At 37.7% G+C, this 20,294-nt stretch carries 19 protein-coding genes, 1 tRNA gene and 1 pseudogene; 16 read left to right on the forward strand and 5 right to left on the reverse strand.

Going from position 1 to position 20,294, the window contains the following annotated elements; all coding sequences use genetic code 11:
- Positions 1 to 331 precede the first annotated feature (331 nt).
- The 6 genes and pseudogenes from lysS to HYG88_RS11550 all read left to right on the forward strand — a co-directional run bounded on the left by lysS (position 332) and on the right by HYG88_RS11550 (position 6,481).
- The gene (gene lysS / locus HYG88_RS11525) at positions 332 to 1,858 is read left to right on the forward strand and encodes a lysine--tRNA ligase (RefSeq protein ID WP_005157591.1); all 1,527 of its coding nucleotides are present in this window, start codon (positions 332 to 334) and stop codon (positions 1,856 to 1,858) included.
- Positions 1,859 to 2,118: 260 nt separating this feature from the next.
- Positions 2,119 to 2,508 (forward strand): annotated as a pseudogene (locus tag HYG88_RS11530) (IS4 family transposase); the annotation flags it as partial.
- A 338-nt stretch (positions 2,509 to 2,846) separates the two neighbouring features.
- Positions 2,847 to 3,755, forward strand: a complete 909-nt coding sequence (gene cysD, locus HYG88_RS11535) for a sulfate adenylyltransferase subunit CysD (protein WP_005157587.1) — start codon at positions 2,847 to 2,849, stop codon at positions 3,753 to 3,755.
- 83 nt (positions 3,756 to 3,838) lie between these two features.
- Entirely contained in the window at positions 3,839 to 5,452 is a 1,614-nt protein-coding gene (gene cysN, locus HYG88_RS11540) for a sulfate adenylyltransferase subunit CysN (RefSeq protein WP_178883133.1), read from the forward strand.
- A gap of 198 nt (positions 5,453 to 5,650) precedes the next feature.
- The gene (locus tag HYG88_RS11545) at positions 5,651 to 6,166 is read left to right on the forward strand and encodes a hypothetical protein (protein WP_178883134.1); all 516 of its coding nucleotides are present in this window, start codon (positions 5,651 to 5,653) and stop codon (positions 6,164 to 6,166) included.
- Positions 6,167 to 6,217: 51 nt separating this feature from the next.
- Positions 6,218 to 6,481 (forward strand): ribosomal protein L7/L12, encoded by a 264-nt coding sequence (locus HYG88_RS11550; RefSeq protein WP_087543902.1) that lies wholly within the window; start codon positions 6,218 to 6,220, stop codon positions 6,479 to 6,481.
- A 33-nt stretch (positions 6,482 to 6,514) separates the two neighbouring features.
- On the opposite strand, the gene HYG88_RS11555 is transcribed toward HYG88_RS11550, so the two are convergent.
- Both HYG88_RS11555 and HYG88_RS11560 read right to left on the reverse strand, forming a co-directional pair.
- The gene (locus HYG88_RS11555) at positions 6,515 to 7,843 is read right to left on the reverse strand and encodes a hemolysin family protein (protein WP_005157561.1); all 1,329 of its coding nucleotides are present in this window, start codon (positions 7,841 to 7,843) and stop codon (positions 6,515 to 6,517) included.
- Positions 7,844 to 7,988: 145 nt separating this feature from the next.
- The gene (locus HYG88_RS11560) at positions 7,989 to 8,978 is read right to left on the reverse strand and encodes a LysR family transcriptional regulator (RefSeq protein WP_004663040.1); all 990 of its coding nucleotides are present in this window, start codon (positions 8,976 to 8,978) and stop codon (positions 7,989 to 7,991) included.
- 535 nt (positions 8,979 to 9,513) lie between these two features.
- Here HYG88_RS11560 and HYG88_RS11565 point away from each other — a divergent pair.
- On the forward strand, positions 9,514 to 11,118 hold the full coding sequence (locus HYG88_RS11565; protein WP_087537123.1) for an isocitrate lyase: 1,605 nt from the start codon (positions 9,514 to 9,516) through the stop codon (positions 11,116 to 11,118).
- A gap of 94 nt (positions 11,119 to 11,212) precedes the next feature.
- Here the strand turns inward: HYG88_RS11565 and HYG88_RS11570 are convergent, their stop codons facing one another.
- From HYG88_RS11570 to cysS, 3 genes are all read right to left on the reverse strand, one after another.
- Positions 11,213 to 11,686, reverse strand: coding sequence for a copper resistance protein NlpE (locus tag HYG88_RS11570; protein WP_005157556.1), 474 nt, complete (start codon positions 11,684 to 11,686; stop codon positions 11,213 to 11,215).
- Positions 11,687 to 11,912: 226 nt separating this feature from the next.
- Positions 11,913 to 11,988, reverse strand: a tRNA-Gly gene (locus HYG88_RS11575).
- A 62-nt stretch (positions 11,989 to 12,050) separates the two neighbouring features.
- Positions 12,051 to 13,472, reverse strand: coding sequence for a cysteine--tRNA ligase (cysS, locus tag HYG88_RS11580; RefSeq protein WP_005157553.1), 1,422 nt, complete (start codon positions 13,470 to 13,472; stop codon positions 12,051 to 12,053).
- 159 nt (positions 13,473 to 13,631) lie between these two features.
- On the opposite strand from cysS, the gene HYG88_RS11585 reads away from it, so the two are divergent.
- From HYG88_RS11585 to HYG88_RS11625, 9 genes are all read left to right on the forward strand, one after another.
- Positions 13,632 to 13,991 carry a hypothetical protein gene (locus HYG88_RS11585; protein WP_005157549.1) on the forward strand — a complete coding sequence of 120 codons (360 nt, stop codon included), beginning with the start codon at positions 13,632 to 13,634 and terminating at the stop codon, positions 13,989 to 13,991.
- Positions 13,992 to 14,186: 195 nt separating this feature from the next.
- Entirely contained in the window at positions 14,187 to 15,164 is a 978-nt protein-coding gene (locus tag HYG88_RS11590) for an SIS domain-containing protein (protein ID WP_005157546.1), read from the forward strand.
- Between the two features lie 3 nt (positions 15,165 to 15,167).
- Positions 15,168 to 15,707, forward strand: a complete 540-nt coding sequence (locus HYG88_RS11595; protein ID WP_005157544.1) for an HAD family hydrolase — start codon at positions 15,168 to 15,170, stop codon at positions 15,705 to 15,707.
- Positions 15,708 to 15,746: 39 nt separating this feature from the next.
- Positions 15,747 to 16,295 carry an LPS export ABC transporter periplasmic protein LptC gene (lptC, locus tag HYG88_RS11600; RefSeq protein ID WP_005157542.1) on the forward strand — a complete coding sequence of 183 codons (549 nt, stop codon included), beginning with the start codon at positions 15,747 to 15,749 and terminating at the stop codon, positions 16,293 to 16,295.
- Positions 16,279 to 16,827, forward strand: coding sequence for a lipopolysaccharide transport periplasmic protein LptA (gene lptA / locus HYG88_RS11605; RefSeq protein WP_005157541.1), 549 nt, complete (start codon positions 16,279 to 16,281; stop codon positions 16,825 to 16,827). The genes lptC and lptA overlap by 17 nt, the downstream gene beginning before the upstream one ends.
- Positions 16,827 to 17,573: an LPS export ABC transporter ATP-binding protein gene (gene lptB, locus HYG88_RS11610; protein ID WP_004663024.1), complete on the forward strand. Its 747-nt coding sequence runs from the start codon at positions 16,827 to 16,829 to the stop codon at positions 17,571 to 17,573. The genes lptA and lptB overlap by 1 nt, the downstream gene beginning before the upstream one ends.
- A gap of 520 nt (positions 17,574 to 18,093) precedes the next feature.
- Positions 18,094 to 18,696, forward strand: coding sequence for a YigZ family protein (locus HYG88_RS11615; protein ID WP_034602625.1), 603 nt, complete (start codon positions 18,094 to 18,096; stop codon positions 18,694 to 18,696).
- On the forward strand, positions 18,686 to 19,303 hold the full coding sequence (locus HYG88_RS11620; RefSeq protein ID WP_005157536.1) for a DapH/DapD/GlmU-related protein: 618 nt from the start codon (positions 18,686 to 18,688) through the stop codon (positions 19,301 to 19,303). The genes HYG88_RS11615 and HYG88_RS11620 overlap by 11 nt, the downstream gene beginning before the upstream one ends.
- A 115-nt stretch (positions 19,304 to 19,418) precedes the next feature.
- A complete protein-coding gene (locus tag HYG88_RS11625) occupies positions 19,419 to 20,261 on the forward strand; it encodes a universal stress protein (protein ID WP_178883135.1) in 843 nt (280 codons plus the stop codon).
- The last annotated feature ends 33 nt before the right edge of the window (positions 20,262 to 20,294 follow it).

Below are 20,294 nucleotides of genomic sequence, written 5' to 3' on the forward strand. Positions count from 1 at the left end.
TTGTTCCACTTTAGATATTTGTTTAAGATGAGATGTAACTCATTGAAATGTGTCATCATATTCGTCGTCAGAAAACAAGTATTATGCCATTATTTCAATGAGTTGTCTTTTTTTGTCGTGTACAAAGGAAAAAGGGTTAGCTTTGGTTAAACAATTCGCTGAGCAATAGAAATCATTTTAAGTACATATTTATTGCAAGATAAAAGTATTATTTTCGCTTTGAAATTGATAAATCTTTGCTTTTTTCACGATTGTGTGACTGAAATGGTGCGAAAATGGGCTTTGATCTGCTATTCTATGCCACTTCAATTTTACTTAAATCGAGGCAGAGATGACGCAACAAAACGCTCAATCGACTTCTGAACAAACACTTTCCGAAAACGATTTAATCGCACAGCGTCATGCCAAGTTAAAGCAAATCCAAGAGACTGCTAAACAAAGCGGTAAAAGTCCTTGGCCGAATACCTTTAAACGTGAGCACTATACAGGTGACTTACAGGAACAATTTAAAGATCAAGATAAAGCACAAATCGAAGGTGCTGAAAAAGTTTATGTAAAAGTCGCGGGTCGTGTCATGTTGAACCGTGGGTCATTTATTGTGATCCAAGATATGACAGGTCGTATCCAACTTTATGTAGATCGTAAAGGTTTGCCAGCAGACGTTTTAGAAACGATTAAAAGCCTAGATCTCGGCGATATTATTGCCGGTGAAGGTTATATCGGACGTTCTGGCAAAGGTGACTTATATGTACACCTTGAAGGATTTGAATTATTAACCAAATCACTTCGTCCGCTTCCAGATAAATTCCATGGTTTAACTGACACAGAAGCGAAATATCGCAAGCGTTATTTAGATTTGATCGTCAACGAAGAAACACGTAAGACTTTTGAAATTCGTGCCAAAGTGGTTGCAGGTATTCGTGCGTTCTTAACTAATGAGCGTTTCATGGAAGTTGAGACACCAATGATGCATGTGATCCCGGGTGGTGCATCTGCAAAACCATTCGTAACACATCATAATGCATTGGATATGGAACTCTATTTGCGTATCGCGCCAGAGCTCTATTTAAAGCGCCTTGTAGTGGGTGGTTTTGAGCGTGTGTTTGAAATTAACCGTAACTTCCGTAATGAGGGGGTGTCAACACGTCATAACCCTGAATTTACCATGATCGAGTTTTATCAAGCCTACGCTGATTATAAAGACTTGATGGCATTGACTGAAAACATGCTTGAGAAATTGGCAGTCGACATTTTAGGTTCTACCGATGTGCCTTATGGTGATGAGGTGTATAGCTTCAAAGGTCCATTCAAGAAAATATCAATGTTTGACGCCATTCTTGAGCACAATCCAGACTTTACGCCTGAAAATGTAAATGATCGTGAGTTCTTGGCTAAATTTACTCAAGATGTGTTGAAAGAAAAAGTGAAGCCTGGTTTCGGTTTAGGCAAATTACAAACAATCGTGTTTGAAGAAACTGTTGAAACTAAACTTCGTCAACCAACATTCATTACAGAGTATCCAGCTGAAACCTCACCACTCGCTCGTCGTAATGATGATAATCCACACATTACCGATCGTTTTGAGTTCTTTATTGGTGGTCGTGAGTTAGCCAATGGTTTCTCTGAGTTAAATGATCCAATTGATCAGGCTGAGCGTTTCCAAGCACAGGTTGAAGAAAAAGATGCTGGTGATGATGAGGCAATGCATTACGATGCGGACTTTATTGAAGCACTAGAATACGGTTTACCGCCAACAGCAGGTGAAGGTATTGGTATTGATCGTTTGGTTATGCTATTTGCTAATGCGCCAAGTATTCGTGATGTATTGTTATTCCCACACATGCGCCGTAAAGATTAATTACTCACTTATTATTAATAAAAGGCCACTTTAAAAGTGGCTTTTTATTTTGTTGGCTTTGTACATGACAAAAAAAGATAACTCATTGAAATAATGGCATAATACTTGTTTTTTGACGACGAATATGATGACACATTTCAATGAGTTACATCTCATCTTAAACAAATATCGAAAGTGGAACAAGTCACATGTAAAATGTTTTACACTGATTATGCTGGCATTAATTGTAAAACAGACATGTAACCTTTCTTCTGCATCTAATAGAAGATGGAGAACTTTTACTTTTTGTTTTTCCTATGTTTAATGCTTCAGCTATTCGTGATTATGCATTACGCTGGGAAATCGAAACCTTATTTAGTTGTCTCAAAGGACGTGGATTCAATCTTGAAAATACTCGTTTAACAGACCCTAGACGAGTCCTAGCTATCGGTTTCTGTTGGTGCTATTTAACAGGTGAATGGCAACATGATCAAAAAAAAGCCATAAAACTAAAGAAGCATGGACGACTTTCACTAAGTTTATTTCGCTACGGTTTGGACTATGTTCAAATGGCTATTCTACGTTTGATTGGTTTCGGGAAAAAAGAAGAATTTAAGAAAGTGCTCGTAATTTTAAGGAAGAAAAAGCCTGATAGGACAAGGGCCCTATGAAATTTGTCGTGTACAGAGCTAAATAGATAAGAAGCCGAATTCGACTTCTTTTTTTGTTTAATTTAATTTCATGTTATTTTTAACAGTCCTTCTTTTCTTTCTGAGCTATGCATATCACAATTTTGCATATTGATATGAAAAAACAAGCTAAAGAAGCCGTTCTAAATTATTATAATGGATAAACTTTACTAGATTGCTCATTTGTCCACTAGTAAGAATATCGATATCACGAAAAATTGGAGTTGTTATGATACTCGTTCCTCCACACGGTCTTCCAAGTGGTGGTTTAATACCACTTATAGATTTTATGGGTAACATTGATAAGGGGGGATATGTACATGACTGAAAATAGATTAACTCACCTCAAGCAACTTGAGGCAGAAAGTATTCATATTATTCGTGAAGTTGCAGCTGAATTTGAAAATCCAGTGATGCTTTATTCAATTGGTAAAGATTCAGCAGTCATGTTACATCTTGCCTTGAAAGCATTTTATCCTGCTAAGCTTCCTTTTCCACTCCTGCATGTAGATACAGGTTGGAAGTTTAAGGACATGATCTCATTCCGTGACAACATGGCAAAAACTCATGGCTTTGATTTGATCGTACATCAGAACAAAGAAGGTCGTGATGCAGGCATTAACCCATTTGATCATGGTAGTTCAAAATATACCGACATCATGAAAACTCAGGGTTTAAAACAAGCATTAGATAAATATCAGTTTGATGCTGCGTTTGGTGGTGCACGTCGTGATGAAGAAAAATCACGTGCGAAAGAACGTGTTTATTCATTCCGTGATACGAAGCATCGTTGGGATCCAAAAAACCAACGTCCAGAACTTTGGAATCTTTACAATGGTAAAGTGAACAAAGGTGAGAGTATTCGTGTTTTCCCTTTATCTAACTGGACTGAGTTAGATATTTGGCAATATATTTACTTAGAAAATATTCAACTTGTTCCTCTTTACTTCTCGGCTGTACGCCCAGTTGTAGAGCGTAGCGGTACGTTAATCATGGTCGATGACGAGCGTATGCGTTTAAAGGAAGGTGAAGTTCCTCAAATGAAATCGGTACGTTTCCGTACACTTGGTTGTTACCCATTAACAGGTGCAGTTGAGTCTGAGGCGGATACATTGCCTGAAATTATCCAAGAAATGCTTTTGGCTACCAGTTCAGAGCGTCAGGGTCGTATGATTGACCATGATGAAGCTGGCTCAATGGAAAAGAAAAAGCAGGAAGGTTATTTCTAATTTCCTTAAGCAAGTCCCTCTGTTAAAAGAGGGATTTAGGGAAATTACAAAATTAGATTTCAAATTTTGTGGAGTTTTGAGCAATGTCTCATCAATCAGATCTTATTAGCCAAGATATTTTGGCATATTTAAAACAGCACGAAAATAAAGACCTTTTGCGCTTCTTGACTTGCGGTAACGTCGATGATGGTAAGTCAACGCTAATTGGTCGTTTACTTTATGATTCAAAGTTGATCTATGAAGATCAATTACAAGCAGTAACGCGTGATAGTAAAAAAGTAGGTACAACAGGAGATGCTCCTGACCTTGCTTTACTGGTTGATGGTTTACAAGCTGAACGTGAACAGGGGATTACGATTGATGTAGCCTATCGTTATTTCTCTACAGAAAAGCGTAAGTTCATCATTGCTGATACGCCAGGACATGAGCAATATACGCGTAACATGGCAACAGGTGCATCAACAGCTGATCTTGCGATTATCCTGATTGATGCGCGTTATGGTGTGCAAACGCAAACTCGCCGTCATACTTTTATTGCAAGTTTACTTGGTATTAAAAATATCGTTGTTGCGATCAATAAAATGGACTTGGTTGAGTTCTCTGAATCCCGTTTCAACGAAATTCAAGTCGAATATGATGCATTCTTAAGCCAGCTTGGTGAGCGTCGTCCAGAGAATATTTTATTCGTTCCGATTTCAGCATTGAATGGCGACAACGTTGTTAATCCATCTGCAAGTACGCCTTGGTACAAGGGTCAAACCTTGATGAGCATTCTTGAGTCAGTGGAAATTAAGCGTGATTCGAACAAAAAAGAATTTCGTTTCCCTGTTCAGTATGTGAATCGTCCAAATCTTGATTTCCGTGGTTTTGCAGGTACGATTGCGCTGGGTGAAATCAATGTCGGTGATGAGATTGTTGCATTGCCATCAGGTAAAAAATCAACGGTGAAAGAAATTGTCACTTTTGATGGGAATCTTGAACAAGCAATTGCAGGCCAAGCGGTTACTTTAACGTTAAATGATGAAATTGATATTTCACGTGGTAATGTTTTAGTTCGTGCAGGTGAACAACCGCTTATTTCGCGTAGTGTTCGTGCATCTGTCGTATGGATGAATGAACATCCATTAGTCAAAGGTAAACTGTATAACCTTAAAATTGGTACGCAAACTGTTCCTGCAAAAGTCAGTGCGATTAATTATCGTGTCAATGTAAATACACTTGAACATACTCAAGTTGAAGAGCTTGAGTTGAATGCAATTGCAGATCTTGTAATTGAGTTTGATGCTCCAGTGGTATTTGACCAATATCAAGACAGCCGTTATACAGGTTCGTTGATTTTTATTGACCGCTTAAGCAACGTTACCGTTGGTGCGGGGATGATTGAAGCAGCAGTAGAATGGACTGTGCACAGCAATCCTGTGACAGCAGAAGATCGTGCGGCACGTTTAGGTCAGAAACCAGCTGTGATTGGTGTTTCTGCTCAGTTGATTGAACAGGCTCAGGCTTTGGAAAGTTTGTTGATTCAACAAGGTGTGGTTGCGATTGCAAAAGTTGGTTTAACGACTGAGCAAACTGTTTTATTGCGTGAAACAGGTGTAGTGGTTATTACAACAACTGTTGATGGTACAGATACCGATATTAATGCTGAAACAGTTGAAGAAGCAGCTGAAAAAATCGTGGAGTTAGTTCGTCTTTAATAGCTTGGACTGACTTCTAAAAGCCTGCTCATGCAGGCTTTTTTATTTTATAAATTCGAAATTTATATCTTTGAAGGTTTTTGATTCTTCGATTTAATTTAAAATACTGATAAATATATCGAGCTGATATTTTTTTATTCTGTTTTGAAAGGTCTTTTATGAGACAATAGTTCTTTGAATTATTGTCTAAGGACTCCCATGACTGAGCAAACTCCTGAATATTTAAGCGATATCGAAATTTTAGACATTTTACAGTCTATGAAAAAAGATAAGCTTGATGCAGAAGCGAACGAAATCATCCGTAATGGGGGGAAGGCTGGGCGTCAAGAAGCACACAAGCAAGCTTTGGTTGCACTGAATACAAGTTTTGAAGATAAATTTGTAGAAGCAGTAACACTTGCATTAGGTTTAAATTCTGGACAAGCTAAAAAAATTCGTTATAAAAAAGATCGTATTCGTATTTTAAAAGTGCGAGGTATTGATTATCTTGCGATTGATGGAGCTGAAACAGCTCAAGTTCTGTCTCAGGTTGCTCAAGCAATTGTGCGTGAAGATTCAATAGTGACTCATGATCTGCATAACATCTTTCCATTTTGGAAAGAAGGGTGGCCAATAGTTCAGTTCGATAGTGCGTATAAAATCCTATCAGAAGATATTGCAATTCATTATCAAGCTACATTAGATCAATTAATTTCACTATATGGTGGAAATTAAATTTTCTACGAAATCAAATAAATTATTATAAATAACAAGGATGTTAAATTTATGAGTTTGAATATAGAGATCCCACATGAGGCTCTAGACGCTTTAAGAGCAGGTCAGTTGATAGATGCAATCAAAATTACTCGTGAGAAAACAGGTCTTGGGTTGAAAGAATCCAAAGACTTGGTCGAACGGTATTTAAAAGAACATCCACAAGAACAAGCGCTAATTCAGGAGCAGTTAGCCCAACGCAGTCGTGGCGGAATCCAAATCTTTATTTTGATTTTCTTCATATTGGTGATTTTAGTTTGGTTTTTGACCAGGTAAATTAAGCCCTTCAAAGGGCTTAATTTTTATGAGTTATTCAGTTGTTGTTGAAGGCGGTTCATTTTCTAAGCTGGGAATAATTTGAGTGACCAGTAATTGATCGATTTTATAATGGTCAATATCAACTACCTCAAACTTAAAACCCGCATATTCTACTGCATCAGCTGGACGTGGAATTTTGCGTAAACGATACATGATGAAACCAGCAATCGTTTCATAATTTTCATTTTCAGGAAATTCCTCAATTTCCAATACATGTTTCACATCTTCAATTGGGGTGCTACCATCAATCAGCCATGAGTGGTTATCACGCTTAATAATTTGTTGATCTTCTTCCATTGGTGTGACCCAATCACCCATCACAGTAATCATGATGTCGCTGAGTGTAATCACACCAACCACCAAGGCATATTCATTAATAACGACCGCAAATTTTTCTTTGGTTGAACGGAAGCGATCTAGTAATTCTGAAAGTGTTAATGTGTCTGGAATAATAAGAACAGTACGGATTGTTGATTCATTCAGCTGAAGGAGGGATTGATTGTTTAAGATACGGACCAAAATATCTTTGGTATCAACATAACCAATGACTTGGTCAATTTGTTCATTACAAACTAAAAACTTGGAGTAGGGATATTCGGCTAATTTTTGGCGAATACTGTTCTCATTTTCTTTTAGAGTGAAATAAACCACATTTTCACGTGTGGTCATACTTGATGGTACTGTGCGTTCTTCGAGTTCAAAAACATTTTCAATGAAGTGGTGTTCTTGTTTTTGTAATACACCAGCTTGAGCTCCTGCATCCATAACCGCAGAAATATCATCAAACGTAATATTGTCATCACGAATGGTATTTACTTTAAATAACCGGAACAATAAGTTTGCAATTGCATTGATTCCCCAAGCTAAAGGCTTACAAATCTTGATAAAAACTTGAATCGGCTCAATAACGCGAATGGAAATTTTTTCTGGGGCGATCATTGCCAAACGTTTTGGCATTAGATCCGCGAACAAAATAAACAGGGAAGTTACCAAAGTGAAAGATAAAGCAAAACCAATCGTTTCTAGCCAAGGGCCTACATAAAACTGTTTAAGCATTTCTACAAAAAATGGGCGAAAAGCTGCTTCACCTAAAATACCGCCTAAGATAGCAACAGCATTTAAACCGATTTGTGAGGCTGCAAAAAAGTCCGCAGATTGTTCCTGTAAATCTAAAACTTTTTGTGCTCGAATTTCACCAGATTCAGCCAAAATTTTTAATTTAACTTTTCGTGCACCAGCAAGTGCAATTTCAGTGAGCGAGAGAAAACCTGCCGCAGTTATGAGCAGAATAATGACAATAATATTTTGGAAGAGACTCACACATCACCTGTGGTTCATCGTTTATTATGAATATGTTGTAACATAAAAAAAGAAGAGAGGTAATTGGGTATTACCTCAGTATAACAATTTTGCTTATGAAACAAGCATATCCGTAGAGGAAATCATATTGTTACAAAGCAATATTTTAGTATTGTGAAAATTGTGAATTATTTAAAAGAAACTCACGATTTTCTTCTTCGATCATTTGGCGTGCTACAAAGAGGATAAGTTGTCTTAACCAACGATGTGCAGGATGATGGTGTAGCAATGGACACCAAGCCATTTTAAGCTCAAATTCTGGAATGTAAAATGGTGGGTCTTTAATAAGAAGACGAGGATTTTGTGCTTGCAAACGTGCCATACGTGTTGGCAATGTTGCAATCAGATCAACATTTTGCGCTAAAAGTGCAGGCATTTGATAGTGGCGAGTAAACACGGAAATTTTACGACGCTGACCAATTCGTTCCAAAGCTTGGTCAATCCAACCAAGTCCTGCTTGTTTATCTGGATTTACGCCAAAGCCAACACCCATACCTGTTTTAGAAACCCAAATATGTTGAGCATCTAAATAGCTTTTAAGGTTGAGATGGGTTACAGCAGGGTGTTTATCATTTAAAATACAGCTAAAACTATCGCGCCATACCAAAACCTGATGGAAGCTTTGCGGGATTTCATTGAAGCGGTTAATGGCTAGATCAACTTTGCCTTGCTCCATATCTCGATAAGAGACATCACTTGGAGTTAAGAAGTCCAGTACAACATTTGGCGCTTCAGAGCGAAGTGCTTTTACAAGACGCGGTACGAGCGTTGCTTCAGCATAATCGGAAGTCATTATGCGAAAAACGCGCGTACTGGTATAAGGTCTAAATTCGGTACGTGGTTCGAGAATCATCGACAAATCTGATAATGCATCACGAATACGTGGTTGTAATTCGAGTGCACGCTCAGTTGGTGTCATGCCTTCAGAAGAACGAATGAGTAGAGGGTCGTTAAATAAATTACGTAAGCGACGTAAAATATTACTCATTGCGGGTTGAGTGACACCCAGTTGTTCTGCAGCACGTGTAACATTTTTTTCACGAAGAAGTACATCAAGATAAATCAATAAATTGAGATCAACCCGCTCCAGATTCATAAAAAAAATACCGAAAATAAAATTTTTGAATTGTGATGAATTATGACATAACTAAAGCCGTTTGTGTAACTTAAAACGAGATAAAAGGTATAGCAAATAGTTGAATGGTTTGGTCTTATTAAACTTGAATAAGCTTATAACAGATTCATTATCATGAGGAAATGATATTCAATATATAAAAACACGATGGCCATTTCTGCATTTATTCGCTTTATTCATTCATATGTTTTGGTATTGGATAGTTGTTTTAAATGTATAGAAATAATACGAGTTAGATTGTTTAATGAATAATTTATGATGAATTTTATTTTTAAAAATATTTATATATCAAAGTCTTGGTTTATTTTTTTGAATATTCTATATCGTTTTATCTGTATATTTCATAAATAAATACTGAAAATTAACCAAGAATATTGGATTAATCTGTTTGCACAGACTAAGCTGTGCAATATGTTGATGAAGTGCTTAAAATCTAGACTATAAAAGCATGGTTTTTTGCGATCATTCGATGCCAATCCCTCTAAAGGAATATATCATGTCTACATATTTAACAGCGATTGATGCAATCCGCGAATTAAAAGCAAAATTCGGCGACACTTGGCGCGATATTAGCCCAGAAGATGCTGCTCGTATGCAAATGCAAAACCGTTTCAAAACTGGTTTAGATATTGCTAAATATACAGCTGCGATTATGCGTCGTGATATGGCTGCTTATGATGCTGACTCTAGCAAATATACTCAATCATTAGGTTGCTGGCACGGTTTCATCGCTCAACAAAAAATGATTGCGAACAAAAAATACTTCGGTACTACTGAACGTCGCTATATCTACCTTTCTGGTTGGATGGTTGCTGCACTTCGTTCAGAATTTGGTCCACTTCCTGACCAATCTATGCACGAAAAAACTTCTGTTCCTGCATTAATCGAAGAAATCTATACTTTCTTACGTCAAGCTGACGCGAAAGAATTAAACGATTTATTCCGTGCTCTTAAAAAAGCTCAAGAAGCTGGTGACACTGCTAAAGCTGCTGAAATCACTGCTCAAATCGATGGTTTCCAAACTCACGTTGTGCCAATTATTGCTGACATCGACGCTGGTTTCGGTAACGAAGAAGCGACTTACTTACTTGCTAAGAAAATGATCGAAGCTGGTGCTTGTGCACTACAAATTGAAAACCAAGTATCTGACGCGAAACAATGTGGTCACCAAGCAGGTAAAGTAACTGTTCCACACGAAGACTTCATCGCTAAAATCCACGCTTTACGTTATGCATTCTTAGAAATGGGTCTTGACGACGGTATCATCGTTGCACGTACTGACTCTGAAGGCGCTGACTTGACTCAAAAAATCCCAGTGGTTAAAGAGCCAGGTGACATCGCTTCTCAATATATCAGCTACTTAGACACAACTGAAATCGACATTTCAGAAGCTCAAGAAGACGAAATCCTGATCAAGCGTGATGGTAAACTTCACCGTCCTAAACGTCTTGCTTCTGGTCTATACCAGTTCCGTGAAGGCACTCAAATTGACCGCGTTGTACTTGACTGTGTAACTAGCTTACAGAACGGTGCTGACCTTCTTTGGATCGAAACAGCGACGCCTAACGTTGCTGAAATCGCTCACATGGTTAACCGTGTACGTGAAACAGTTCCAAATGCTAAGCTTGTTTATAACAACAGCCCATCATTCAACTGGACGTTAAACTTCCGTCAACAAGCTTACGACCGTTGGGTTGCTGAAGGTAAAGACGTTTCTGCTTACGACCGTGCTAAATTAATGAGCGCTGAGTACGATGCTACTGAATTGGCTGCTGATGCTGATGAAAAAGTACGTACATTCCAAGCAGATGCTTCTCGTGAAGCGGGTGTATTCCATCACTTGATCACACTTCCGACTTACCACACTGCTGCTCTTTCTACTCATGAGCTTGCACAAGGTTACTTCGGTTCTGAAGGTATGTTGGCTTATGTTGCTGGCGTACAACGTAAAGAAATCCGCGGTGGTATCGCTTGTGTTAAACACCAAGCAATGGCTGGTTCTGACATCGGTGATGATCACAAAGAAATCTTCTCTGGTGACAACGCTCTTAAAGCGCACGATGATGCTAAAAACACAATGAACCAATTCGCTGCTCACTAAGCCTCGATTGATTCAAAAAAACCCTGCTTAAGCAGGGTTTTTTATTTTAATCATAAAAATGCTCGCAACAGCGAGCATTTAAAATTTAAAAAGATTATTCAGCTTCTTTTTTGAGTTGATATTTATCAGCCAAATCACCCGTAATTTCTTTACCATCCATATCTAATGCTTTTAAATAACCCTCAGCAACAAAATATTTACGGCTATCACCAGCTTTATCTAATTCAATAATAGATGAATTTTTGCTATCAAATTGGAAACTACCCTTGCTTTCAAATGGTTTGCCATCCCCCTTACCAAGATACGTTTCTTTAATCTCATAAGTTTTATCTGAATTAAGTTCTAATTCGGTTTTAATACCTTCACAATCTGCACAAGGGAGTATGCCTTTATATGTGCCATTCCAATCTAATGCATTTTCAGCAGTATGTGCAGTATCAGCTACAGTTGCTTCTGATACAGCTTCAGTTGTAGCTGGTGTTTGCTCTTCAACTTTTTTATTTTCAGTTTTACTACAAGCGACTAATACAAGAGAAGCTAGAGAAATTGCAATAATTGACTTTTTCATTTGGTATTAAGCTCTTTTTTAAAAAATATTGTTATTTAAACTATGGGATTTTAAGAAGAAAGGGTAGTGACAGTATGTAAGGGTTATTTAACCTTTGGTAAATCTATAAATGGCAGAATTTAAATTTATTATTTAACCTACTTATTGCAAAGTATTAAAATTTTAGAAAAAAGTAAATTTTAAATATAAAAAAGCCTTTATCGTTAGATAAAGGCTTTTTAAATTTTGGAGCGGGAAACGAGACTCGAACTCGCGACCCCAACCTTGGCAAGGTTATGCTCTACCAACTGAGCTATTCCCGCAATAGGACGCATTATAGAGAGTTTCATCCAACTGTCAACTCTCTATGTTGCTGAGTGTTGAATTAATCAGCACGTCGCCAAATTGTGCCTTGGCGAGTATCTTCTAAAACGACACCTTGATCGAGTAAAGACTGACGAATGCTATCGGCTTTTGCAAAATCTTTAGCTTTTTTTGCATCAACACGTTGTTGAATAAAATCTTCAATTTCTACATCAGAGAGATTAAGCGCTTCTTGACCAATATCAGACTTTAAAAAATCTTCAACATCATATTGCACTAGACCAAGAATGTTCGTCAGATAACGTAGCGTTGAATAAAGAACAGTTGCTTGTTCAGCATGTTCTTCTTTAACTGCACGATTTAATTCTTTATTGATTTCAAATAGTACTGCGATTGCTTCCGCAGTATTGAAATCATCACGCATTGCACTGTTGAAGCGTTCAACAAGATCTTGCGCTAAAGTTTCAACTGTTTTTTGACCATAAACTTGCTGATAAGCTTTAAATGAATGATAAAAACGACTGAGTGTGGTCTTTGCTTCTTTTAATGCAACATCAGAGAAATTGACAGGGCTACGATAATGAGATGAGACAATAAAGTAACGAATCACTTCGGGATGGAATTTTTCCATGACATCGCGAATGGTAAAGAAGTTGCCTAAAGATTTAGACATTTTTTCGCCATCAACATTGATAAAACCAACATGCATCCAATAATTTACATATTGCTCACCTGTTGATGCTTCACTTTGTGCGATTTCATTTTCATGGTGAGGGAACATGAGATCTGAGCCACCACCATGAATATCGAAATGATTGCCTAAGCAGCAAGTCGACATTGCAGAGCATTCGATATGCCAACCTGGACGGCCATTGCCCCATGGTGAAGCCCATGCAGGTTCATTTTCTTTGGCATGTTTCCAAAGTACAAAGTCGAATGGATGTTTCTTGTCTACTTCGACATCGACACGTTCTGATGCTCCTGCTTGCATGTCGTCCAATTTACGACCTGATAAGCGACCATATTTATCAAATTTAGTCACTTCAAAATACACATCACCATTGGCAGCGGGGTAGGCAGCACCTTTATCAACCAGTGTATTGATCATATTTTGCATTTGATCAATATATTCAGTTGCTTTTGGTGCCTCGTCTGGTGCTGCACAGCCTAAATTAGCTGCATCTTCATTCATTGCATCAATAAAACGAGCCGTGAGTTGTTGAATGCTTTCGCCATTTTCATTGGCACGCGCAATAATTTTGTCATCAATATCCGTGATGTTACGAATATAGCGAACTTTCCAGCCTTGGCTGCGTAAGAAGCGGATGATGTAATCAAATGCAACCATAACTCGAGCGTGCCCAATATGACAGTAATCATAAACAGTCATACCACAGACATACATGTCGATTTGACCTTCTTGACGTGGGACAAATTCAACTTTTTTACGTTGCTCAGAATTATATAGAACAAAAGGTTGCATAAGGGTTTTCAAACACTCTACAAAAATCGTGATTCATCATAACGTATGCATTGTATTTCATAAAGTTATCAGGTGAAAAAAATGGAGGAGTGATTGACTTTATAAATGCCTATTTTTTAGCAATATCGCATATTATGATTTTTTACTCTCGAGTTTATGATGAATAGCAATCTCAGATGTCTCATTCTTGCTCATCAAAGTGCAGTATGTGAGGTTCTAGCTCTTATGCAAGGATTTGGTATAAAGCAACCTATTACAAATATTGAATGGGCATGTATGGATATCCCTCAACTTGGTAAATTGATAGGAGGTATTCCATATTTTAAACATGGTTTTGGCTGTAAGCTTAAATTACCTAGAGGTGCCGTAGATTTTTATTTTGGAGAGCAGGGGCAGATCAATGGTTTTGATTTATGGAGATTGCTTGATTTTGCTGGTTCAAGATTATTTAAATATGGATTTTCTAGCGAAGCTGCTTTAAAGCAATGTTTTGAAGATGAAGTGAAAGCAGGTCGTTGAGTCTATTCAGGGTATATACTTTATTACTTAGTAGATTCTAGCAATTAACATAAGTTCAATCTCTCTTCATTTTTGATGAAAACTACTACATTTAGAAACGTGCATATTTTTCAATTATGCTAGAATCAGTATCATTCTTTTGATTAAAATCATCCACCTTCAGGTGGATAGCGTATTATTCTGGGTCAAACTCATATGTCACAAGCCATAAATTTTCAAAAAAGCGCATTAGAGACCCTGCGAATTGAGCAACAAGCCTTAGAAGTTCTTGCAACACAAATTAATGAAAGTTTTGATCGTGCCTGTGAAATTCTTTTGCAGTGTAAAGGGCGTGTTGTTGTGACGGGTATGGGCAAATCAGGTCATATCGGTCGAAAAATGGCAGCGACACTTGCATCAACTGGGACACCATCATTTTTTATGCACCCAGGTGAAGCGGGGCATGGTGATTTGGGTATGTTGGTTCGAGGTGATGTATTAATCGCGATTTCAAATTCAGGCAAAAGTGATGAAATCATGATGCTCATGCCGTTAATCAAACATCTAGGTGTACCATTAATTACTATCAGTCGTGATGATAAAGGACCAATGCCACAGAATGCGGATGTTGCACTGACATTAGGTGAGGCGGATGAGGCTTGTCCTCTAGGTTTAGCACCAACATCTAGTACGACTGCAACACTTGTTTTAGGCGATGCATTAGCCGTCGCATTGTTGGAAGCGCGTGGTTTTACCGCAGATGATTTTGCTCGTTCCCATCCTGCGGGAGCATTAGGTAAACGCTTACTTTTGCATGTAAAACATTTGATGCATACAGGGACTGAATTACCCAAAGTTAAACCTGATACACCGATGAACAAGGTGTTATATGAAATCTCAGATAAACGTTTGGGTCTTACCACGGTTGTTGATGAGAACGATATTTTATTAGGTATTTTTACTGATGGTGATTTACGCCGAATGATTGATCAGCAGCAAGGTTTTGATGTAAACCTCCCAGTTGCTGAAGTTATGACCAAAAATCCACTCACTATTTCTCAAGAAGCCCGTGCGGTGGAAGCATTGGAAAAAATGCATGAGAGAAAGATTAATCAATTTGTAGTTGTTGATTATACCAATAAAGTGATTGGTGTGATTAGTATGCATGACCTTATTCAGGCAGGAGTAAATTAAGCCATGGCATCTTATGCTTTACAAGAACAAGCACGTCATTTACAAGCATTAGTGCTTGATGTGGATGGAATCTTAAGCGATGGCTTTGTAACCCTAACAAACTCAGGTGATGAACTTAAATCATTTGATATTCGTGATGGGTTAGGTATGAAATTGGTTCAACAAGCAGGAATGAAAGTGATTATTATCACTGGACGTAAGAGCAATATTGTTGAAAAAAGAATGACAGATTTAGGTGTTGATCTTATTTTTCAAGGGCGAGAAGATAAAGGTGTGGCATTACGTGAAGCATGTGCTCAGTTAAATATTTTACCTGAAGATTGTTTATATATGGGCGATGACTGGCCTGATTTATCTGCATTTGCGATTGCTGGCATGAGTATTACTGTTCCCAATGGTCATGAGGAAGTTCGTCGTCGTGCAAATTTAGTCACTCAAGCGATGGGTGGACGTGGCGCAGTTCGAGAAGTATGCGATATGCTCTTATGTTCAAAAGGCGTTTACCAAGAGCTACTTGCAAAATATTTAGCTGTACCACATTAATAGTAGCGTGAATTACCCAAAGGTCAGGTAACTCTGTTTATGGATACCAAGGTTTTATATGTTGTCGCTGTTTTGATTGCTGCTTTAAGTGGTGGCTATTATTATTACAGCGGCAAAGCAAAAAAGTTGGATGTTGATTCAGCGAAAAATATGACTTATTCAGCGCAGGGTGTTCACTTAACACAGACTGATGAGCAGGGTAATTTATACGTTCGGGCTGAGGTGAAACAGTTGCAGCAAAATATGCAGCAGAAAACATCCCAACTTGATCAATTAAATGCCGTGATGTACAAGCAGGGTAAGGCTGATGCAACGTTTTATGCAAAACAAGCACAAGCCTATGACGATAATACAAAGATCATATTACAAGGCAATGTCGTTGCAACTAAATTGTCTGATCAGGGGAAAATGGAGTTTCATACTAATGAACTCACAGGATATCCAAAAACCAGAGAATTAGAGACACAACACTCAGTCACTGTACAAACGCCAAGTTCTGAGTTTGTTAGTCAAGGTCTAAAGGCAAATTTGAATAATGGTCAATATGAATTCTACAAAATTCGAGGAAAGTATGCGCCAAGCTTTTAATTCTAAATTTCGTTTCACTTTCCTAAAACAGGTCACTTGTATTGCCGCTGTAGTATTTTCTTCGGCTTCAAGTTTTGCTTTGCCATCAGACCGTAGCCAACAGTTATCATTGGTTGCTGATCGTGCAACCTATAATGATAAAACGGGTGTAACAACCTATACGGGTAACGTAGTGATCGAGCAAGGCACGATGAAGCTTCAGGCTGATTCTATTATTGCGACATTGAATAGCAAAAAAGAAATACAAACGATTACAGCTAAAGGTCAGTTGGCAAAATTTCAGCAGCAAATAGATGCTAAAAAAGGTTTAGCGCGTGGTGAAGCGCAGACCATTGTTTATAATGCCGATACAGGAATTATTACTTTAACTGGTAAGGCGTATCTATATCAAGATGGCTCTAGTATTCGTGGTAACAGTCTGAAATATAGTATGAACAAAGGTGATGTAGAGGCACAAGGTTCTTCATCAAATCGAGTTCAAATTATTATTCCGCCATCAAGTTCTAAAAGTTCTCCAGGGGCGCGTGATTAATGGATCAATCAGTACAGCAATCACAAACTTTATGTATTAAACACCTAGCTAAAAACTATAGTAAACGGTGGGTGGTAAAAGACGTTTCATTTACGATGCAAAGCGGTCAAATTGTTGGTTTACTTGGACCAAATGGTGCAGGTAAAACCACAAGTTTCTATATGGTTGTCGGACTTGTTCGGATGGATAAGGGTGAAATCCATTTAGATAATTTAGATTTATCTGATCTAGCGATGCATGAGCGGGCACGTAAAGGTATTGGATACTTACCACAAGAAGCATCAATTTTTAGAAAGCTCACAATTTCCGAAAATATCATGGCAATTTTGGAAACGCGTAAAGATCTAAATAAACAGCAAAGACAGCAACGTTTAACTGAATTATTGAATGATTTTAAAATTAATCATATTAAAGACTCGTTAGGAATGAGTGTATCTGGTGGTGAACGTCGCCGTGCTGAAATTGCTCGTGCGTTGGCCGCTGATCCCAAATTTATGCTATTAGATGAACCATTTGCAGGCGTCGATCCAATTTCTGTAGGTGATATTAAAGATATTATCCAGACATTGAAAAGTCGAGGAATTGGTGTTTTAATCACTGATCATAATGTAAGAGAAACCTTAGCAATTTGTGAAAAAGCTTATATTGTCAGTGAAGGTTCTGTGATAGCAGAAGGAACTCCGCAAGAAATTTTAGATAATGAGCAAGTACGTAAAGTGTATCTAGGTGATGACTTTGTTGTTTGAATCAAATTCAATCAAGAGATGAGAGAACCATTTATTGGTTCTTTTTTTATCTAAAATTATTATGAATAATAAATAGATACGTGATTAATGCATTTAAAACTAAAAGGTTTTAATTTTTAGATGATTGATTTTTAATTAATTTTTACTTTTATTTTATGCTGTTGTTTGCGCATTATTACGAAACTATTTTACAAAAAAACAAACACTTAAGTGTGTCCGAATTAGCTGAAAGAGCATAGTTTTTTGTTGGAAAAAGTGAGTAGAATGATTGTGCTTTTAAACGATAATAATATGAAAAGAATATGAGCATAAAGACAGATATATAGTCGTCAATAGTAGAACATGGAAAATATATGGAGATATTAAGTGGCTATTTTCTATAGTACTTTTATCGGTACCGATTACGCATGCTGAGACACTCCGTGAACAGTACCATACTTTAAAAAAACCTCGCTTAAAGTGAGGTTTTTTATTGTCTTGTGAAAAGTTATACTCTCTTTTTGGTTTGTATTTATGTTTTATGCCTTTCACTATCGCGAATACAGTTACTTTTGAAGAAGACATTAAAAAAAGTCGTTTCCAAGCGATTGCCGCAGTTGTTGAGAATGAGCAGCAAGTTAAAAATTTTCTAGAACACACCAAAGATACTTCAACTACACATCAATGCTGGGCATGGAAAATTGGACACCATGTACGCTTTAATGACGATGGCGAACCTTCTGGCACCGCAGGTCGCCCCATTCTTGCCACCATTGAAGGTAATGATTTAACCAATATCATTGTATTGGTCAATCGTTGGTATGGTGGTGTTAAGCTCGGTACAGGTGGTTTGGTCAGAGCGTATGGTGGATGTGCAGGTCAGTGTTTATTACTCGCTGAAAAAATTGAATTGATTGAGAAAAAACAGATTCAATTTGCCTGTTTATTTAATGAATGGGCAATTATCCAATATGAATTGATCCAACAACAGATTGAATATCAAGAAAGTTACACTGAAACAGGTGTTCTTATTGAAGCACGATTACAAGTACATCAAATTGAGCCTTTAAGGCATAAGCTCCAAGATGTGACACGTGGACGTGAATCGCTTAAGGTGATAGAGGAACAAGAAGATGACAACTGATCCTTTATTAAAGTATCGAGAACAACATAAGCATCGTTTGAATTATATGCCTTGGTTGTACTGGTCACTTAAGCCTAAACATCGAGAATGGGCCGAAGCATGGCAAGCTGAATATCAAGCTTATTTGATGGAAATGGAAACAATAGAGATTGGCAAAAATTGTTTTATTTCCCCTTTAGCACATATTTTTGCTGAGCGTGGGCGCAAGATCACGATTGGAGATAATACTTTTATTGCGGCAGATTGTACCTTGCATGGGCCGTTGCAGATTGGTAGTGAAGTCGCGATCAATCACCACTGTATTTTAGATGGTGGACGTGCAGGCATTAAGCTGCATGATCAGGTTCGAATAGCTGCTTATAGTCATTTATATGCGTTTGATCATGGCATGGATTTAGACCGACCAATATACCAGCAAGCTGTTACCTCCAAAGGAATTGAGATTGGGCGAGATGTATGGTTAGGGGCTCATGTTGGTATAAAAGATGGCGTGAAAATTGGACATCATGCGGTTGTGGGGATGAATAGTATGGTTACTAAAAATATAGAAGATTTTGCAATTGTGGCAGGTAATCCAGCTAGATTGATTCGTTATCGTACTGAATAAAATCAATTAAAAGCTCATGAGATTCTATACATAAATTTAACCCACCATACTTTGATCTGTGATAAGTTAAAAACAAGTAGAAGACCTAAGGTGTTAAACTTAAAGAGAGGCGAACATGAACCGTGTCATTGCATGTATTGATTCTTCACCCTGTATTGATGCTGTTGCTGAAGCAGCCGCATGGGTGGCGAAGCAAACGCAAAGAGAATTAGTATTGTTGCAAATTCTGGACTATTATCCAGCAAGCTATCATTTAGGTGAAATCAGCGGTGTCATTGGTTTTGAAAGTAATGCCATGTTGCTCAAGGAGCTGGCTGAGCTTGAGCAAAAGCAAAGTGAACTCGCACTCGACTACAGTAATAACTTACTGAAACATATTTCTGAGCTGATCGAAAAACAATATGGTTTAACCAGTACCAAGATTCAGGAAAAAGGCGATTTTCTTGAACAGAGCTTTAATATTTTAAAAGAGAATGATGTTGTCATTATCGGGCGTGTGGGTGAACGGGCGGCCGAGAAGAATAAGCCAATTGGCAGTAACGTGGAAAACTTTATTCGTGGTGCAAACTGTACAGTGATTACTGTGGGAGAGCATTTTGAACCACCGAAACGTTTTATTTTCGCTTATGAGTATTCACCGACCTGTCAAAAAATGCTGCAACGTATAGCACAAAGTGATTTATTGAAAAAGTTACAATGTCATTTACTTTATATCGGTGATCACCCAGAAATGCTGGCAGAGCCAGAAAAATATTTAAAAGATGTGGGTTTAGATGTTATACCCATTTATCGATACGGGGATGTTGCCCAAAATATTCTTGAATATCAAAGAGAACATGATATTCAACTCATTGTTTTAGGTGCTTTTAGCCATAGTAAAATTCATCAATTTTTCTTAGGCAGTATTACTACAACGATCTTCCGAAATGCCAATGTTCCCTTACTCGTAGCTAAGTGATTCATTTTCTTCCATATAGTTATCCGCAATTAC

This window comes from Acinetobacter sp. SwsAc4, assembly GCF_013391535.1.
Classification (GTDB): domain Bacteria; phylum Pseudomonadota; class Gammaproteobacteria; order Pseudomonadales; family Moraxellaceae; genus Acinetobacter.

Bases quoted from the DNA above. Each gene is read 5' to 3' on its own strand.
- lysS (WP_005157591.1), top strand. From the start codon at position 332: ATGACGCAACAAAACGCTCAATCGACTTCTGAACAAACACTTTCCGAA.
- cysD (WP_005157587.1), top strand. From the start codon at position 2,847: ATGACTGAAAATAGATTAACTCACCTCAAGCAACTTGAGGCAGAAAGT.
- cysN (WP_178883133.1), top strand. From the start codon at position 3,839: ATGTCTCATCAATCAGATCTTATTAGCCAAGATATTTTGGCATATTTA.
- HYG88_RS11545 (WP_178883134.1), top strand. From the start codon at position 5,651: ATGACTGAGCAAACTCCTGAATATTTAAGCGATATCGAAATTTTAGAC.
- HYG88_RS11550 (WP_087543902.1), top strand. From the start codon at position 6,218: ATGAGTTTGAATATAGAGATCCCACATGAGGCTCTAGACGCTTTAAGA.
- HYG88_RS11560 (WP_004663040.1), bottom strand. From the start codon at position 8,978: ATGAATCTGGAGCGGGTTGATCTCAATTTATTGATTTATCTTGATGTA.
- HYG88_RS11565 (WP_087537123.1), top strand. From the start codon at position 9,514: ATGTCTACATATTTAACAGCGATTGATGCAATCCGCGAATTAAAAGCA.
- HYG88_RS11570 (WP_005157556.1), bottom strand. From the start codon at position 11,686: ATGAAAAAGTCAATTATTGCAATTTCTCTAGCTTCTCTTGTATTAGTC.
- cysS (WP_005157553.1), bottom strand. From the start codon at position 13,472: ATGCAACCTTTTGTTCTATATAATTCTGAGCAACGTAAAAAAGTTGAA.
- HYG88_RS11585 (WP_005157549.1), top strand. From the start codon at position 13,632: ATGAATAGCAATCTCAGATGTCTCATTCTTGCTCATCAAAGTGCAGTA.
- HYG88_RS11590 (WP_005157546.1), top strand. From the start codon at position 14,187: ATGTCACAAGCCATAAATTTTCAAAAAAGCGCATTAGAGACCCTGCGA.
- HYG88_RS11595 (WP_005157544.1), top strand. From the start codon at position 15,168: ATGGCATCTTATGCTTTACAAGAACAAGCACGTCATTTACAAGCATTA.
- lptC (WP_005157542.1), top strand. From the start codon at position 15,747: ATGGATACCAAGGTTTTATATGTTGTCGCTGTTTTGATTGCTGCTTTA.
- lptA (WP_005157541.1), top strand. From the start codon at position 16,279: ATGCGCCAAGCTTTTAATTCTAAATTTCGTTTCACTTTCCTAAAACAG.
- lptB (WP_004663024.1), top strand. From the start codon at position 16,827: ATGGATCAATCAGTACAGCAATCACAAACTTTATGTATTAAACACCTA.
- HYG88_RS11615 (WP_034602625.1), top strand. From the start codon at position 18,094: ATGCCTTTCACTATCGCGAATACAGTTACTTTTGAAGAAGACATTAAA.
- HYG88_RS11620 (WP_005157536.1), top strand. From the start codon at position 18,686: ATGACAACTGATCCTTTATTAAAGTATCGAGAACAACATAAGCATCGT.
- HYG88_RS11625 (WP_178883135.1), top strand. From the start codon at position 19,419: ATGAACCGTGTCATTGCATGTATTGATTCTTCACCCTGTATTGATGCT.